The following is a 15,213-nucleotide window of genomic DNA, read 5'->3' on the forward strand; positions in this document are numbered from 1 at the left end:
GGTGGCCGCGTCCTGGGCGGTATGGGCGAGTGTGGTCACGAGCCTGGCTTTCTCTGGGTGCGGGAGGGGTGGCGGCGGGTCACGACGCTGCCGCTACCGGTTCGGCGGGACGGCCGGTGAGCGCGAAGAACACATCGTCGAGATCGGGTGTGTGCACGCTCAACTGCTCGACGGTGATGTTCAGGACGGCGAATTCGTCGAGCAGATGTTTGAGGTGGGAGACGCTGCCGTCGGACGGGACCTGCAGGGTGAGGTCGTCCGGATGGGTTTCGGGCCGGTCGGTGAGGCGGGCGGCGGCGGCCAGCCCCGCGGTATCGGCGAAGCGGAAGAGGATATGCCCGCCGGGGGTGAGCTGTTTCAGTTCGGCGGGGCTGCCGTCCGCGACGATCAGGCCGTCGTTGAGCACCGCGATCCGATCGGCGAGTTGATCGGCCTCCTCCAGGTACTGGGTGGTGAGGAAGACCGTGACACCGTCGTCCACCAATTCCCTGATGACCGTCCAGAGTTCGCGCCGGCTGCGTGGATCGAGCCCGGTGGTGGGTTCGTCGAGGAACACCACCTCGGGTCGCCCCATCAGGCTCATGGCGAGGTCCAGACGCCGCCGCATACCACCGGAGTAGGTGGACGCGGGGCGCGCGGCGGCGTCGGCGAGATCGAACCGTTCCAGGAGTTCGGTGGTCCGGCGCCGCACCTCCGCGCGATCGAGATGCAGGAGCCGGCCCACCATGTTCAGGTTCTCGCGCCCGGTGAGGACCTTGTCCAGCGCCGCGTACTGGCCGGTGACGCCGATGGCCGCCCGCACACGGTCCGGGGCGCGGAGCACATCGTGGCCGGCGACCCGGGCCGTCCCGGCGTCCGGGGCGGTGAGGGTGGCGAGGATTCGCACCATCGTGGTCTTCCCGGCGCCGTTGGGCCCGAGCAGTGAGAACACCGAGCCGCGATCGATGTCCAGGTCGATGCCGGTGAGTACGCGGTGCTCGGCGAAGGATTTGCCGACGCCGGCGAGGGAGATGGCAGGTGGGGCGGTCATGGGGACTCCGTTCCGGAAACCGTATGCCTGATAAACTGTATATGGCATATATTCTGATTAGAGAGTACACAGTTTGGAGCCGGGTGCAAGGAGGAGCCGGTGACGTGCGGTAGGAAAGGAGTCCCACCGAGCGCATACCGTGAGGTGGTTTCGCGGCGGCGGTGCCGCACCGGCCGTGGCCGCCGGATCCGAACGGAAGGAAGCGATATCGATGGCGAGCTCAGCCGGGAGCGGTCCGAACGCGGACGAGCGGTCGCGTATCGCGGCGACCGGCGAGGCGGCGGAATCGCAGCCCGCGCGGTCCGCCGAGAAAGCCGACCCGGGGCCTGGGCCCTCGGCCGGGACGGACCAGCCGCTGCCGAAATCCGTCGAGCTGATGTGGGGGCTGGCGCCGGTGGGCACCCGTGGTCCGCGACGCGGCCTGAGCCTGGAACAGGTCGTGGACGCGACGATCGAACTCGCCGACGAGATCGGGTTCGACTCGTTGTCGATGACCAAGGTCGCCGAGCGACTCGGCTTCACCGCGATGTCGCTCTACCGCTATGTGGACAGCAAATCGACGCTGGTGGAAATCGCCCTGGACCGGATCGTCGGCCTGCCGCCGGACATTCCGCCGGGGACGCCGTGGCGGGCGGCGCTCGAGCAGTGGGCCGCGGCGGAGTACCGGATCATCTCCCGGCACTCCGGCTGGCTGAGTGTGCGGATGAGCACGCCTCCGCTGGGCCCCAACAATATGGCCTGGCTGAACGCCGGTCTGGCCGCGCTCGCAGAGACCCGGCTGTCCGAACCGATGAAACTGCAACTGGTGATGAATCTGTCGCTGTACGTCCTCGGCCGGGCCCGTATGGCCGCGGAGATCGAACCCGAGAACGCGGAATCCGAAGGCGACTGGGGAATCATCGAGCGAGTGCTGGACCCCGCCCGGTTCCCGGCGCTCGCCGCCGCAGTGCGCGCCCAGGCCTTCGAACAGGACGAGCAGGGGTGGGCCGACCTGTTCTTCGACAACGGTCTGGCGCTGTTGCTGGACGGCTACGAGCGATTCATCGAATCCGCGTAGTGACGACCCGGCCCGGGCCCGGGTGGCCGGCGGCCGGCACCCGACCCGGGCGGGCGATCACACCGAGAGATCGCGGCGGAGTTTGGCGACATGCCCGGTGGCGCGCACGTTGTACTGCGCCACCTCGATCTTTCCCTCGGCATCGACCAGGAAGGTGGACCGGATCACACCGGTGACCTTCTTGCCGTACATGGTCTTCTCGCCGAACGCACCCCAGGCCGTGAGCACCGCGCGGTCGGGGTCGGACAGCAGCGGGAAGTTCAGTTGTTCGGCATCGCGGAACTTGGCGAGTTTGGCGGGCTTGTCGGGGGAGATACCGATCACGTCCAGCCCGGCGGAATTCAGCTCGCCGAGGCTGTCACGGAAATCGCAGGCCTGTTTGGTGCAGCCCGGGGTGCTCGCCGCCGGGTAGAAGTACACGACGACCTTCCGGCCGCGGTAGTCGGCGAGCGATACCTCGTTGCCGTCGGCATCGGGCAGGGTGAAATCGGGCGCCGGATCGCCCGGGGAGAGTCGCTGGTTGTCGGTCACCCTGGCACCGTATCCGAACCGCCTCGTCGTCGAACGTGTACTCGGCACCGAAGTCGGTGCGCTCGCGCGTGGGAGGGGCACCGCCGGTCGCCGACCAGACACTCCGCCGAGTCGTCGACAGCAGACACTGCCGAACGGCGAGGGGAGACACTGCCGGTCGGCGCGGGGAGAGACTGCCGGTCGGCACGGGGAGAGACTGCCGGTCGGCACGGGGTCCGAGGAAAGTGGCGGCGACGGTGGCCGCGGATACACTCGAGCGCGAACCCTGGCGTGATCCGGCGACAGCCGCGGCCCAGGGGTGTTCATCGGCCGCCGGAGGACGCGGCAGACCAGGTACAGGAGGCTTGAAGGTGGCAAAGGATACCGAGCGGATCGAGCAGGAGATCTTGGCCGCGCGGGAGCGTCTGGCCGGCACGCTCGACGAGATCGCGGTCCGGGCCGATCCGCAGCGGATCGCCTCGGACTCGAAGGCGGTAGTGGTGGCCAAACTGAATGAGCCGAAGGTGAAGTACACGCTCATCGGGGTGGGCGCACTGCTCGCCGGTGCGGTGCTGTTCAAGATCCTGCGCTGAGCCGCAAACGAGAACACCCGGTGACAGAGACTCTGTCACCGGGTGTTCGTGCGCAGTGAGGTTCGATCAGACGGTGGGGCAAGCGAACCCGTCGCCGTCCGGATCCAGATGCGGACCGAAGCCGGGCTCACCACGGAAGATCGGCGCCCGACCCGCGGCGCGCGCTTCGTCACAGTTCTTGAAGGCCCCGCCCGCGGAACCGGTCTGCGCCAGCTGCGCGGATCCGGTGGCGCCCAGGACGGCGTCGGCCGCCGAGGAACCGGTACCGGCCAGGGACGGCAGCGGGATCTGGAAAGGAGCGGCGCTCGCTGCGGCCGGAGCGGCCAGAAGAGTCAGCCCCGCGGCGGCGGCACTGACATAGAGCTGGCGTACGTTCATGAAATCCTCTATGTCTGCTGGGGAGTGGAACTTGCGTCCGACAGGAGAACGCGCGGCTACCACTGTTGTGAGGGGCGCCTCGATTGTCAACTCGTATGGCCTGGATAAGACAGGGGAAATTGCCCACCGAGTTGGGTACTCCCCGGATGCCGCGGCAGACCACGCCGCGGTGGCGGATCTCTCCCGGCGGTACCGGGAGAATTCGCCGGAGAGAACACGTTGTGATAGGGATGCATGCTATGTCCGAGGATCGACCCCCCAGCTGTTTCTCGCCCCACCCGGGGCCGGCCGGAGAACTCGGTAGGTCGGAGTAGCACGTTGTTGCGAATCATGGACCGTGGCGCGGCCGATACTCCCGGGGATCGGCCCGACGTCGCAGCCCGCTCGGCGGATTACCGGCTCGATCTCGATGGGCTTCGCGGAATCGCGATCGCCCTCGTCGTCGCCTTCCACGTCTGGTACGGCAAGGTTTCCGGCGGGGTCGATGTCTTCCTGGTGCTGTCGGGCTTCTTCTTCACCGGCATGCTGCTGCGGCAGGCCGAGCGGACCGGCCGCGTGAATCTGTGGCAGAACGCGGTGCGGACCGCGCGCCGGTTGCTGCCCGCCCTGCTGGTCGTGCTCGCGGTGGTGGCGGTGATCACGGTCACCACCAAGCCGTACTCCACCTGGGCCAATATGTCCGGCCAGACCATGGCCTCCGCCTTCTACTACCAGAACTGGTATCTGGCCCAGGCGGCCGAAAGCTATCTGGCCGCGGATCCGTCGGTGAGCCCGCTGCAGCATCTGTGGTCGATGGCGGTACAGGGCCAGTTCTATATCGCCATCGCGGTGCTGCTGGCGCTCGTGGCGTTTGTCTGCCGCCGGATCGGCGGTCCCGCCGCTGTGCGGCCGACCGTCGTGGTACTGGCGATGGTGCTGGGTGGGGCTTCCTTCACCTACGCGGCCGTCTGGATGACGGTGTCGCAGGAATGGACCTATTACGACAGCGCCGCCCGCGCCTGGGAGCTGCTCACCGGCGCCCTGCTGGCGGCGGTGCTGCCCTGGCTGCGGATCGGCGCCGGCCGGGTGTCGCAGGCCCTGCTGGGCCTGCTGGCGGTCGCCGGTCTGACCGCCGTCCTGGTATGCGGTGTGCTGTTCGACGGCGCCCGTCAGTTCCCCGGACCCGCCGCGCTGTTCCCGGTGGGGGCGGCGGTGGCATTGATCGTCGCCGGTACGCGTACCGAGAGCGGTACCCGGCCGGCCGTGAGCCGGCTGCTCGCCACCCGGCCCATGGTCGAACTCGGCGCGATCGCCTACTCGCTGTACCTGTGGCACTGGCCGCTGCTCATCTACTACCTGGTCCAGACCGGGAAACCGCACGCCGGGCTGGAGGGCGGCCTGCTGGTGATCTCCGCATCCCTGGTGCTGGCGGTGATCACCAACAAGTTCATCGAGAACCCGCTGCGTATTCGTTCCGGTGCCGCCGTCGTCGCGCCGCTGTGGCGGCGCCGGGTCCCGGGTGTGGCGGTGAGCGTCGTCGGTGTGCTCGTCCTGGGCGCCTGCGTCTCATGGCAGGTGGTGGTCGCGCGGACACCGTCGGAGCCGGTGGAGGCCCTTCCGGTCAACGAATATCCCGGCGCGGAGGCGTTGTTCGCCGGTGCGGCGGTCCCGGCCGCGAAACTGCGGCCCTCCATTCTGGAGGCGTCCAACGATCTGCCGGCCCCCACCCGCGACGGCTGTATCTCCGACTGGTTCAACAAGGAAGTGGTCAGCTGCACCTACGGTGATCCGAACGGCTCACGCACCATCGCCATGGTCGGCAACTCGCATGCCGAGCACTGGATGCCGGCCATGGATGCGCTGGCCCAGGTACACGACATCAAAGTGGTCGTGTACCTGAAGATGGGCTGCTCGCTCAATATCCGCGACGACGCGCAGTACCGGGGTCTGGATATCTCCGACTGCCGCGACTGGTCCCGTCAGGTGATCGATATCCTCGCCGCCGATCCGCCGGACTGGGTGTTCACCACCGCGACGGCACCGGTCTGGCCCACCGGCGGCGACGTGGTACCGGCCGAATACCTCGACGTCTGGGCCGCACTGGCCGAACGGAACCTCCCCCTGCTGGCGATACGGGACACCCCTTGGCTGCGCAGTCCGGAAGGGATCCGTTACAGCGCCGTGGACTGCCTGGCCGCCGGCGGCGACAGCGTGACCTGCGGTATGCCACGGACCGCGGCGCTGGCCCCGGTCAACCCCGCATTGGTACACGCCGCCGCGTTCCCCAATATGCGCCTGCTGGACCTCACCGATTCGGTATGCGGTCCCGATATCTGCCGGGCCGTCGAAGGAAATGTGCTGGTCTATCACGACGAGCACCATCTGAGTGCGAGCTACGCCCGCACCCTGGCTCCGGAGCTGGAGCGGCAGATCGGGACGGCCACCGGCTGGTGGGAGACCCCGCAGCCCGCCGGAGCCTGACCCGGACCGGCCGGCGCGGCCCCGGGGCGGATATCGCGCCGCCCTGCCCGCGCCCGGCCGGTTTCACCAAGGTGTGACAGGTGGTTTCACCCAGAGCAGCTTCTCGTCGGTATGCGGCCGCTGCGCGGCGGGATGAGACGGATGACGGGCCGCCCAGCCGGATTTCTCGTCCAGCAGGTTCGCCACCGAGCGCCAGGTCTCCTGGGTGCCCGGTGGATTGACGCCCGCCGCGCGAGCCAGCTTTCGCCGCGCCGCCGGGGAGAGTTCGAGAAGTTCACGACCGGAAATATCCCGATCCCAGAGATATCCGGCCAGCTCCCGTGCCTTGGCGGCACGACCGGCCTCCGCGGCCGGGGAATGCGCGTAATCGGCCATACACAAGTGTAAATACCGGCCGGAGTGCGCAAGTGCGCCCACCCACCGTGGGCGCGGCCGTCGGGCACCGACATGATCGCGGCCCCGGAACGCGTCGATGCCGCCCGGTGACCGGACGGCATCGACAACCCACTTCGTTGTGGAACACCCACGCCGTTGTGGGTGCTGCGTACCGGCCTCCGGCCGATCACGCGATTCGTTCTCCCGACGGGCCCCGGGCCACACTGTCCGGGCTCTGGTCGGTCTCGGGCCTGAGGACCACCACGCTGTGGTTCCGATTCACGACTCTGCAAACCATCCGGCGGATCCGCAGCACTGCGTCCCACCGTCCGGTCCGTTTCCTCATTCCGTCCCACTCGGCCGGTTGCGGCGGCCCGGCACCTTCAGGTGCCCGGTGCCGCCGACCGCTTATGGGTGAGATGTGCGCGCACCAACCGTGGGTTGCGGCCGTTGAGCACTTACACGATCACGGAACCCGCCCAGGTGTTCATGGTGTGCGTGAGGTGGATGGCCTCGCGTCTTTTGTCCGGACGGTCGCATCCTGTGGGTGGGGCCCGCCCGGTTCTGGAGCGACCAGAGGGAGGGCGTGCACGCACCAACCGTGGGTTCCGGCCGTTGAGCACTTACGTGATCGCGGAACCCGCCCAGGTGTTCATGGTGTGCGTGAGGCGGATGGCTTCCCGTTTCATCCGGATGGTCGCAATCCGTCCTGGGTGGGGCCCGCCCGGTTCTGGAGCGACCAGAGGGAGGGAGCGCAGCGACCGACCGCCGGGAGTGAAGAACCGGGTTAATAGGGCCCCACCCTCGAGGCGCGGAGCGCCTCCAATATCTCAGTACGCGCTGTTGACGTTGTCCATGGAGCCGTAGCGGTGGAACGCGTAGTTGCAGGCCGCCGCGATGTTGGAGACGGGGTTCCACACGTCGAACGGGGTGCCGTCCACGTGGTAGGCGGCGAAGGTGGGGTCGATCACCTGGAGCAGGCCCTTGGACGGGATGCCCATCATGGCGTTCGAGTCCCAGTTGTTGATGGCCGCCGGGTCGCCCGAGGACTCACGCAGGATGTTGCGGTGGATGCCCTCGTAGCTGGCCGGGATGCCGTTCTTGTTCAGGATGTCCAGCGCCTCGCGGATCCAGCCGTCCAGGTTGTTGGGGTAGGCCGGGGCGGGCGCGGGGGCCGGGGCGGGCGCCGGAGCCGCTTCGGGGGCCGGGGCGGGCGCGGGGAGCGCTTCCGGGGCGGGGGCCGGTGCGGGGATCGGCGCGGCCTGCGCGGCGGCGACCGGGGCAGCGGTGGCGGGCGCGGCGGCGGCGGCCGGGGCCTGCTCGGCGACCATGGCCACCCGGTCGGGGGTGCTGTCGTCGGCCATGGAAACCGCGGAGGAGGCGGTCACGGCGACGAGGCCGGCGGTGGCCAGGGCGAAGCCGACAGCTTCACGCTTGGTGCGGAGGCGCAGGGTGGAGAAACGATGAGTAGCCATTGCGGATTCGGTTCCTTGATCGGGTCTCGGGATCCGGCCCGGTTCGGGCAGCACGGATCTTCGGCGGCTCGGCGGGTGCCTTACAACCGGAAAACATGACTGTGCTGTTGTCGGGTTTTGTTGTATTGACACCGAACCGGCGGGCTCGGGTCCGGATGACGCATTTCGCGATTCCGGGGTGGTTTCCCGGTTCGCCGCGCCGGCGCAACTCCACCAATGGGCGGAGTACAGTTGACTCGGGTTCGGTGTTCGCGAAAACCGTCTGCGATTTCCGTTCCGCCGGGCTTCCGCGGTTGTTTCTCAACCTCGTGCCCGCAACGTGGCGGCCATTTCGAACCTCAGGTCTGTATCGACCGGATCTCAGAATGGTCACAGCAGGTGAACAGAAGGTAAACGGAGCCTGAGAAAATCATGAGCCCGATCTTGAATACCGAAATGAACGTGTTCTATCGGCGCGACGACCTGGGGAAATGTCGCTAAACCTCTTGTGGTGCAGGCCACATAATTTCTTCCCCGGAACCGTGGATTTCCCTGTTTGTGATGGTTCCGTGATGGGAAAACCTCTGCTTTTCCGCCCGCCGCGGAGCGTCCGGTAACAGGCCGTTACCGACCGGAGTCGCCGCCTTCGGGCTGGTATCCGGGTGCGCCTGATGATGTGATGGGTCCAGCAGGCGCACTACCGGGCGGTAACAAGCCCGGACCGAGACCGGAAAGAGGGCCGGGATGCACTCGACGACGAGTTATCCGCAACTGTTCGCTCCGCTCGACCTGGGGCACACCACACTGCGCAACAGGGTGGTCATGGGGTCGATGCACACCGGTCTGGAGGATCGGGCCTGGGATGCCAACCGGCTGGCCGCCTATTTCGCCGAACGGGCACGCGGCGGGGTCGGGCTGATCATCACCGGTGGTTACGCGCCCAACCGCACCGGCTGGCTCCTGCCCTTTGGCGCGAAGCTGACCAGCCGGACCGAGGCCTACCGCCATCGGACCGTCACACGCGCGGTGCACGAAGCCGGTGGGAAGATCGCGCTGCAGATCCTGCACGCGGGCCGGTACGCGTACGTGCCGGGCAGTGTCTCCGCCTCCTCGATCAAGGCCCCGATCAACCCGTTCCGTCCGCGCGCGCTCTCCGAGCGCGGAATCCGGCGAACCATCGACGATTACGTCCGTTGCGCCGAACTCGCCCGGTTCGCCGGTTACGACGGAGTCGAAATAATGGGTGGGGAAGGCTATTTCATCAATCAATTCCTGGCCCCGCGCACGAATAGGCGCACCGACCGCTGGGGCGGATCCGCCGAGAACCGCCGCCGCTTGGCGGTGGAAATAGTACGGCGGACACGCGCCGCCGTCGGCCCGGAATTCATTGTCATTTTCCGATTGTCGATGGCCGAATTGGTGGAGAACGGCCAGACATTCGAGGAGATACTGGAACTGGCGCGGGAACTCGAAATGGCCGGGGCGAGCATTCTCAATACCGATATCGGTTGGCACGAGGCCCGGGTACCGACCATCGTCACCTCGGTGCCGCGCGCGGCGTTCGTCGAGTTCACCGCGAAAATCGCCGCCACGGTCGGAATTCCGGTCTGCGCGTCCAACCGGATCAATATGCCCGAGATCGCCGAGGAGATCCTCACCCGCGGTGACGCGCAGCTGATCTCCATGGCCCGCCCGCTGCTGGCCGATCCGGATTGGGCCAACAAGGCGGCCGCGGGCCGCGCCGACGAGATCAACACCTGTATCGCCTGTAATCAGGCCTGCCTGGATCACGCCTTCCAGCGGCGCACGGTGTCATGCCTGCTGAACCCCCGGGCCGGGCACGAAACCGAACTCGTCCTGCTGCCCACCCGCCGGACCAAACAGATCGCGGTGGTGGGGGCCGGGCCCGCGGGATTGTCGGCGGCGGTCAATCTCGCCGAGCGCGGACACCGGGTCGACCTGTTCGAGGCGCTGGACCGGATCGGCGGCCAGTTCGATATCGCCCGGCGGATTCCCGGTAAGGAGGAGTTCGACGAATCGATCCGGTATTTCACCCGCAGGCTCGAACTCACCGGTGTCCGGGTGCATCTGAACACTCCGGTCACCGCGGGGGAGTTGGCGTCACGCGGATACGACGAGGTCGTGCTGGCCACCGGGGTCCGGCCCCGGATCCCCGACATCCCGGGGATCGATCACCCGATGGTGCTGTCCTACGCGGAACTGGTGCGCGAGGAGAAACCGGTCGGCGCGCGGGTCGCGGTGATCGGCGCGGGCGGTATCGGATTCGATGTGAGCGAGTACCTCACTGTCGAGGGGCACCCCACGCTGAAGGTCGACGAATGGAAACAGGAGTGGGGTGTGGACGCCGAGGACGAGCGCCTGCCCGGCCAGTTGCGCACCGGCGGCCCGTCTCCCGCGGCCCGGGAAGTGGTGCTGCTGCAGCGTAAGGACACCCCCTTCGGGAAGGGGCTCGGCAAAACGACGGGCTGGGTGCACCGGGCGGCGTTGAAAGCCAAGGGTGTGGAACAGCTGGGCGGCGTGAACTACGAGCGGATCGACGACGACGGGCTGCATATCAGCTTCGGGCCGAAACGCGAACGTGCCCGGGTGCTGCGGGTCGACAATGTGGTCGTCTGCGCCGGTCAGGAATCGGTCCGCGACCTGGAGGCCGAGCTCGTGGCCGCCGGTATCGCGGTCCATCTGATCGGCGGCGCGGATCTGGCCGCCGAACTCGACGCCAAACGCGCGATCGATCAGGGCACCAGGCTGGCCGCCCGGCTGTGAAGCGGGGGCGGTCCGGTTGCCGGGCCGCCGGCGCGAAATAACCTTTCCCCGAACGGTATCGCGCGGTAGTGTTCCGTCCTTGTGTTCGCACGAGGTAGGGGGGTGACTGTGCTGGGCGCGGCCGATCTCCCGGGCACCGCGAAGGTCTATTGGCGCCTGGCCGTCGCCGGATTCCGGCGGCAATGGCACTACAAACTGGCCATGTTCGCGGGGCTGTTCACCAACTGTGTGTTCGGATTCGTCCGCGCATCGGTGATGGTCGCGGCGATCGGGGCCACGGGTGGGTTCGCGGGTTACGACGCCGGCAGTATCGGCGCGTACGTGTGGATCTCCCAGGGGCTGCTCGGCGCCCTGCAGTTCATGGCCGCCGAACTCGAACTCGCCGAACGGATCCGCACCGGTGATATCGTCGTCGATTTCCTGCGGCCCGTCGATATCCAGCTGAGCAACCTCGCCGCCGACCTCGGCCGGGCCGCGTGCACGCTCATACCGCGCGGGGTGCCGAGTCTGCTGGTCGGTTCGCTCACCTTCGGCCTCGTCCTGCCCGGCACCCTCGAGTCCTACCTGCTCGGCACGGTGAGTGTGCTGTTCGCCGCGGCGATCTCCTTCCTGGCCCTGTTCGCGCTGACGATGGCCGGGTTCTGGGTGGTGGAGACCCGCGGTATCAGGACGCTCTACCAGACCTGCGGTCCCTTCCTCGCGGGCCTCTTCGTCCCGGTGCACCTCTTTCCCGGCTGGCTGGGCGCCCTCGCCGCCGCGACACCGTTCCCCTCCATGCTCCAGGCGCCGGTGGATGTGCTGTCCGGGCGCGTCACCGGCTGGGAAGCGGTGCACGTGGTCGGCACACAGGCCGTCTGGTTGCTGGTGATGATGACCCTCGGGCGGGTGCTGCTGGCCGCGGGCCGGCGGAAGCTGGAGGTCCAGGGTGGGTGAGACCACGGTGCGGACCCCACGGCAGCGGGCGCGGCCCACCGGGTCGCGATGGCGGCCCTACGCCGCGGTCCTCAGTTCCCGGATCCGGGCGCAACGGTCCTATCGACTGTCTTTCGGCGGAGAAATGCTGGCCGCGGCACTGCTCGGCCTGGTGGAGTTCGCCGAGGTATGGCTGATCTTCCGGCAGGCGAAAGTACTGGGCGGACTGGATATGGATGCCGCGCTGCTGCTGTTCGGCCTGAGCAACCTCGCTTTCGCCGCGGCCCAGCTCGTCTGCGGGCACCTCGACAAACTGCCGGCACTGATCCGCCTGGGACTGCTGGATATCTACCATCTGCGTCCGCAACCGGTGCTGCTCCAACTGATCACCAGTGATTTCTCGTTGCGGCGCCTGGCCCGCGCCTCGGTGGCCCTCGTGGTCCTCGCCGCCGGTCTGGTGCGCAACGATATCGAGTGGTCGGTGCTCACGGTGGTGCTGATCCTGCTGACCCTGATCTGCGGTGCGGCACTGTTCGCCGGCCTGTTCGTGATGGCGGCGGGCTGCCAGTTCTTCCTGATCGACGGCGCGGAACTGACCAACAGCTTCACCTACGGCGGATCCTTCGCGGCGACCCAGCCCACCTCGGTATTTCCCACGCCACTGCGGATGTTGTTCTGCGTGGCGATACCGGTCGCGTTCACCGCCTACTTCCCGACCCTGGCGGTGCTCGGCCTGCCGGGCCCGGCGGGCCTGCCGTCCTGGCTCGCGTGGTTCGCGCCGGTCGCGGCGCTGTGGGTGTGGGTGCTGGCGGCGGCCATGTGGCGATTCGGTACCAGGCACTATCAGAGCGGCGGTGGATGAGATGGGAGACCGGTGATGGCCGGGGTGGATTCGATCATCGAGGTCGATGAGCTGACGCGACGGTTCGTCCGCTACCGGCGGGACGGGAAGCGGGGCCGTCGGCGGCGGGAGCTGGTCACCGCGGTCGACGCCATGAGTTTCACGGTCGAGCGCGGTGCGGCGGTCGGATATATCGGGGCCAACGGCGCCGGGAAGTCGACCACCATCAAAATGCTCACCGGGATCCTCGTCCCGACCTCCGGCGCGGTCCGGACCTGCGGACTGGAACCCATCCGGCGCCGCCGTGAACTAGCGAGCCGGATCGGAGTGGTGTTCGGGCAGCGGTCCCAGCTGTGGTGGGATCTGCCGCTGCACGAATCATTCACCATCCTGGCGGCCATCCACCGGCTGGATCCGGCGGCGGGCCGGGCCCGCACCGCGGAACTGGTGGCGCAGCTGGAGATGGCGGACACCCTGGACACGCCGGTGCGGCAGCTGTCACTGGGGCAGCGGATGCGGGCGGAGGTCGCGGCGGCTTTACTGCATTCCCCCGAGCTGATCATCCTCGACGAGCCGACCATCGGCCTGGACGTGCTGTCCAAACAGCGGCTGCGCGAGTTCCTCCGCGCCGAACGCCGCGAACGCGGTACCACCCTGCTGCTGACCACCCACGATATGGGCGATATCGAGCGACTCTGCGATCGGGTGCTGGTGGTGGACCACGGGCGGCTCGCCTATGACGGTTCGCTGGACGGTCTCGGTGCGACAGTGGGCGCTCAGCGGGTGCTGGTGGTCGACCTCGCCGAACCTGCACCGCCGCTGCACGGACTGTCCGGGGCGGAACTGGTGGCCGCGGAGGGGGAGGGGATGCGGCAGCGGCTGGCCTTCGACGCCGAGACCACCACCGCCGCGCAGTTGCTGGCCGAGGTGTCCGCGCGCGCCCAGGTGCGCGACCTCTCGATCGAAGAACCCGATATCGAGGACATCGTGCGGCGGTTGTACGAAACAGCCCGCTGAACGCGACGGTGCCGGGCCCGCGGGGAGCCCGGCACCGTGCTTGTTCGGCTGTGGCCGTTACGTCTGGGCGTTACCTGTTTTCCACTCCGACCACGGGATGTTCCAGTCACCCAGGCCGTCCACCCCGGACAGGGTGCCGCCGACGGTGTTCTGCACGATCGTGATATCACCGCGTTTGGCCGTGTTGTACACCCACTGGGCGTCCGCGGGGCTCAGGTTCAGACACCCGTGGCTGGTGTTGGTGTTGCCCTGCGCGCCCAGCGACCACGGGGCCGAGTGGAAGAAGATACCGCTGTAGGACATCCGGGTGGCCCAGTCGACGTCGGTGCGGTACCCGGCGGCCGAGTTCACCGCGACCCCGTAGGTCGAGGAGTCCATGACGATATGTTCGTGGCGGTCGGCAAGGATGTAGATACCGTTGTCGGTGGGGGTGTCGTCCTTGCCCATCGAGGTCGGCATGGTCCGGATGACCTGGCCGTTCTTCTCCACCGTGACCATCTTCGTATTGTCGTCGGCCTTGAAGACCACGGCATCGCCGACCACGAAGTGCGAGGTGATGTCGTCCTGGCCGTAGAGCCCGTTGCCCAGGTCCTTGCCGTAGACGTTCACATTGATGTCCACGCGGGTGCCCGGCGCCCAGAAATGTTCTGGCCGCCAGCGGACCTCCCGGTTGTTCACCCAGTAGAAGGCGCCCTCCACCGGAGGTTCGGTTTTGATCGTGATGGCGTCCTGCGCGGCCTTGCGGTCGGGGATGTTCTCGTCGAACTGGATCGCCACCGGCTGGCCGATTCCGACCACCTCGCCCTCACCGGGGACCAGGTAGGGCTTGGTGACATTGCCGGGAGCCGTGGTGGTGAAGCTCATGCCCGCGGTGGACGCACCGCCCAGCCCGATCGACCGCGCCTGCAGCCGGTAGGTCTTGCTGTAGCCCAGCGGCTCGGTGGTGCTCCAGCTGCGCTTGTCCGGGGAGAGCTGCCCGGCCACCGGCTGGTTGTCCGGGGTGAGCAGTGCCACATCGGTGAACAGGCCATCCGAGATCTCGAACTTCAGCGGAGCCGCCGGCGATACGCCGATATCGCCGTCCTTGACGGGCGCCACGAGTTTGGGCTTGATGAGTTCGGTGATGGGGTTGCGATCGATGGCGACGGATTTGTCCGCTGCTTCCGAGGACGAACACCCGGACATCACCAAAGCGATCAAACTGATGAGAAGTATCGGTCCGAAGAACCGACCGACCGGCTTGCGCCGATCTCCTGTACGCATATCAACCCCGTTTCAAGTCCCGGCGCACCCGCTCCGCGCCGATGGCTTCGGATCCGACCGATTTACTGCTCACCTCGACCCACCGCAGCGGCGGGACCGGTCGAGACCACGTCCTACTATTCTGCCAGCCGTCCCGAGGTGATCCCAACCGAAGATCAACTCCTCGGGCCCGGGCGGCCCACCTACACATAGGGTTCGGGCCGCCATCCGTTACGGCGTCGCGCGGCTCACACCCGCCCGACTCGCTATCGATTTCACTTCTGCGGCGCGGGCCTGTTAATGTCTGTCCCGCACCGCACGACGGGGCGCGCGCCATTAGCTCAATTGGCAGAGCAGCTGACTCTTAATCAGCGGGTTCGGGGTTCGAGTCCCTGATGGCGCACCTCAGGTTCCAGGACCCGTTCCGACTATAGGGTTCCCGATCACGATTCGCGTTGGGCGACAGTCAGATGTGATCAACCCGCTACCCGCCCGTATTTCGACCGTGGCTGTGCCGGACATTCACCGAGGCCCGGCCGGCTTCCCCCTGATCGGATACT

The 15,213-nt window shown here is 67.5% G+C and carries 13 protein-coding genes and 1 tRNA gene; 8 read left to right on the forward strand and 6 right to left on the reverse strand.

Going from position 1 to position 15,213, the window contains the following annotated elements; all coding sequences use genetic code 11:
- Nucleotides 1-79: 79 nt before the first annotated feature.
- Complete coding sequence (locus tag AB0F41_RS11180) at nt 80-1,030, reverse strand: ATP-binding cassette domain-containing protein (RefSeq protein WP_357422648.1); 951 nt, start codon at nt 1,028-1,030, stop codon at nt 80-82.
- 211 nt (nt 1,031-1,241) lie between these two features.
- On the opposite strand from AB0F41_RS11180, the gene AB0F41_RS11185 reads away from it, so the two are divergent.
- A complete protein-coding gene (locus AB0F41_RS11185) occupies nt 1,242-2,087 on the forward strand; it encodes a TetR/AcrR family transcriptional regulator (protein ID WP_357422649.1) in 846 nt (281 codons plus the stop codon).
- A 57-nt stretch (nt 2,088-2,144) separates the two neighbouring features.
- Here AB0F41_RS11185 and bcp read toward each other — a convergent pair whose 3' ends face one another.
- Nucleotides 2,145-2,618 (reverse strand): thioredoxin-dependent thiol peroxidase, encoded by a 474-nt coding sequence (gene bcp, locus AB0F41_RS11190; RefSeq protein WP_357422650.1) that lies wholly within the window; start codon nt 2,616-2,618, stop codon nt 2,145-2,147.
- A 350-nt stretch (nt 2,619-2,968) separates the two neighbouring features.
- Between bcp and AB0F41_RS11195 the strand changes: the two genes are divergently transcribed.
- Nucleotides 2,969-3,190, forward strand: coding sequence for a DUF3618 domain-containing protein (locus tag AB0F41_RS11195; protein WP_357422651.1), 222 nt, complete (start codon nt 2,969-2,971; stop codon nt 3,188-3,190).
- A 66-nt stretch (nt 3,191-3,256) separates the two neighbouring features.
- Here the strand turns inward: AB0F41_RS11195 and AB0F41_RS11200 are convergent, their stop codons facing one another.
- Nucleotides 3,257-3,568 carry an excalibur calcium-binding domain-containing protein gene (locus AB0F41_RS11200; RefSeq protein ID WP_357422652.1) on the reverse strand — a complete coding sequence of 104 codons (312 nt, stop codon included), beginning with the start codon at nt 3,566-3,568 and terminating at the stop codon, nt 3,257-3,259.
- 330 nt (nt 3,569-3,898) lie between these two features.
- On the opposite strand from AB0F41_RS11200, the gene AB0F41_RS11205 reads away from it, so the two are divergent.
- Nucleotides 3,899-6,028, forward strand: coding sequence for an acyltransferase family protein (locus tag AB0F41_RS11205; protein WP_357422680.1), 2,130 nt, complete (start codon nt 3,899-3,901; stop codon nt 6,026-6,028).
- Between the two features lie 63 nt (nt 6,029-6,091).
- On the opposite strand, the gene AB0F41_RS11210 is transcribed toward AB0F41_RS11205, so the two are convergent.
- Nucleotides 6,092-6,403, reverse strand: a complete 312-nt coding sequence (locus AB0F41_RS11210) for a hypothetical protein (protein WP_357422653.1) — start codon at nt 6,401-6,403, stop codon at nt 6,092-6,094.
- Nucleotides 6,404-7,233: 830 nt separating this feature from the next.
- Nucleotides 7,234-7,878, reverse strand: coding sequence for a transglycosylase SLT domain-containing protein (locus AB0F41_RS11215; RefSeq protein WP_357422654.1), 645 nt, complete (start codon nt 7,876-7,878; stop codon nt 7,234-7,236).
- 723 nt (nt 7,879-8,601) lie between these two features.
- Here AB0F41_RS11215 and AB0F41_RS11220 point away from each other — a divergent pair.
- From AB0F41_RS11220 to AB0F41_RS11235, 4 genes are all read left to right on the forward strand, one after another.
- Entirely contained in the window at nt 8,602-10,641 is a 2,040-nt protein-coding gene (locus AB0F41_RS11220; RefSeq protein WP_357422655.1) for an NADPH-dependent 2,4-dienoyl-CoA reductase, read from the forward strand.
- A 102-nt stretch (nt 10,642-10,743) separates the two neighbouring features.
- On the forward strand, nt 10,744-11,574 hold the full coding sequence (locus AB0F41_RS11225) for an ABC-2 family transporter protein (RefSeq protein WP_357422656.1): 831 nt from the start codon (nt 10,744-10,746) through the stop codon (nt 11,572-11,574).
- On the forward strand, nt 11,567-12,415 hold the full coding sequence (locus AB0F41_RS11230; protein WP_357422657.1) for an ABC-2 family transporter protein: 849 nt from the start codon (nt 11,567-11,569) through the stop codon (nt 12,413-12,415). The genes AB0F41_RS11225 and AB0F41_RS11230 overlap by 8 nt, the downstream gene beginning before the upstream one ends.
- Before the next feature lie 15 nt (nt 12,416-12,430).
- Nucleotides 12,431-13,411: an ATP-binding cassette domain-containing protein gene (locus AB0F41_RS11235; protein ID WP_357422658.1), complete on the forward strand. Its 981-nt coding sequence runs from the start codon at nt 12,431-12,433 to the stop codon at nt 13,409-13,411.
- 57 nt (nt 13,412-13,468) lie between these two features.
- Here AB0F41_RS11235 and AB0F41_RS11240 read toward each other — a convergent pair whose 3' ends face one another.
- Entirely contained in the window at nt 13,469-14,596 is a 1,128-nt protein-coding gene (locus tag AB0F41_RS11240) for an Ig-like domain-containing protein (RefSeq protein ID WP_357422681.1), read from the reverse strand.
- Between the two features lie 387 nt (nt 14,597-14,983).
- Here AB0F41_RS11240 and AB0F41_RS11245 point away from each other — a divergent pair.
- Nucleotides 14,984-15,056: transfer RNA gene (locus AB0F41_RS11245), tRNA-Lys, on the forward strand.
- Nucleotides 15,057-15,213: the final 157 nt, after the last annotated feature.

It is taken from the genome of Nocardia sp. NPDC024068, from assembly GCF_040638875.1.
Lineage (GTDB): Bacteria > Actinomycetota > Actinomycetes > Mycobacteriales > Mycobacteriaceae > Nocardia.

Coding starts and splice junctions, on each gene's coding strand:
- AB0F41_RS11180 (WP_357422648.1), bottom strand. CDS start 1,030: ATGACCGCCCCACCTGCCATCTCCCTCGCCGGCGTCGGCAAATCCTTC.
- AB0F41_RS11185 (WP_357422649.1), top strand. CDS start 1,242: ATGGCGAGCTCAGCCGGGAGCGGTCCGAACGCGGACGAGCGGTCGCGT.
- AB0F41_RS11200 (WP_357422652.1), bottom strand. CDS start 3,568: ATGAACGTACGCCAGCTCTATGTCAGTGCCGCCGCCGCGGGGCTGACT.
- AB0F41_RS11205 (WP_357422680.1), top strand. CDS start 3,899: ATGGACCGTGGCGCGGCCGATACTCCCGGGGATCGGCCCGACGTCGCA.
- AB0F41_RS11210 (WP_357422653.1), bottom strand. CDS start 6,403: ATGGCCGATTACGCGCATTCCCCGGCCGCGGAGGCCGGTCGTGCCGCC.
- AB0F41_RS11215 (WP_357422654.1), bottom strand. CDS start 7,878: ATGGCTACTCATCGTTTCTCCACCCTGCGCCTCCGCACCAAGCGTGAA.
- AB0F41_RS11220 (WP_357422655.1), top strand. CDS start 8,602: ATGCACTCGACGACGAGTTATCCGCAACTGTTCGCTCCGCTCGACCTG.
- AB0F41_RS11235 (WP_357422658.1), top strand. CDS start 12,431: ATGGCCGGGGTGGATTCGATCATCGAGGTCGATGAGCTGACGCGACGG.
- AB0F41_RS11240 (WP_357422681.1), bottom strand. CDS start 14,596: ATGTCCGGGTGTTCGTCCTCGGAAGCAGCGGACAAATCCGTCGCCATC.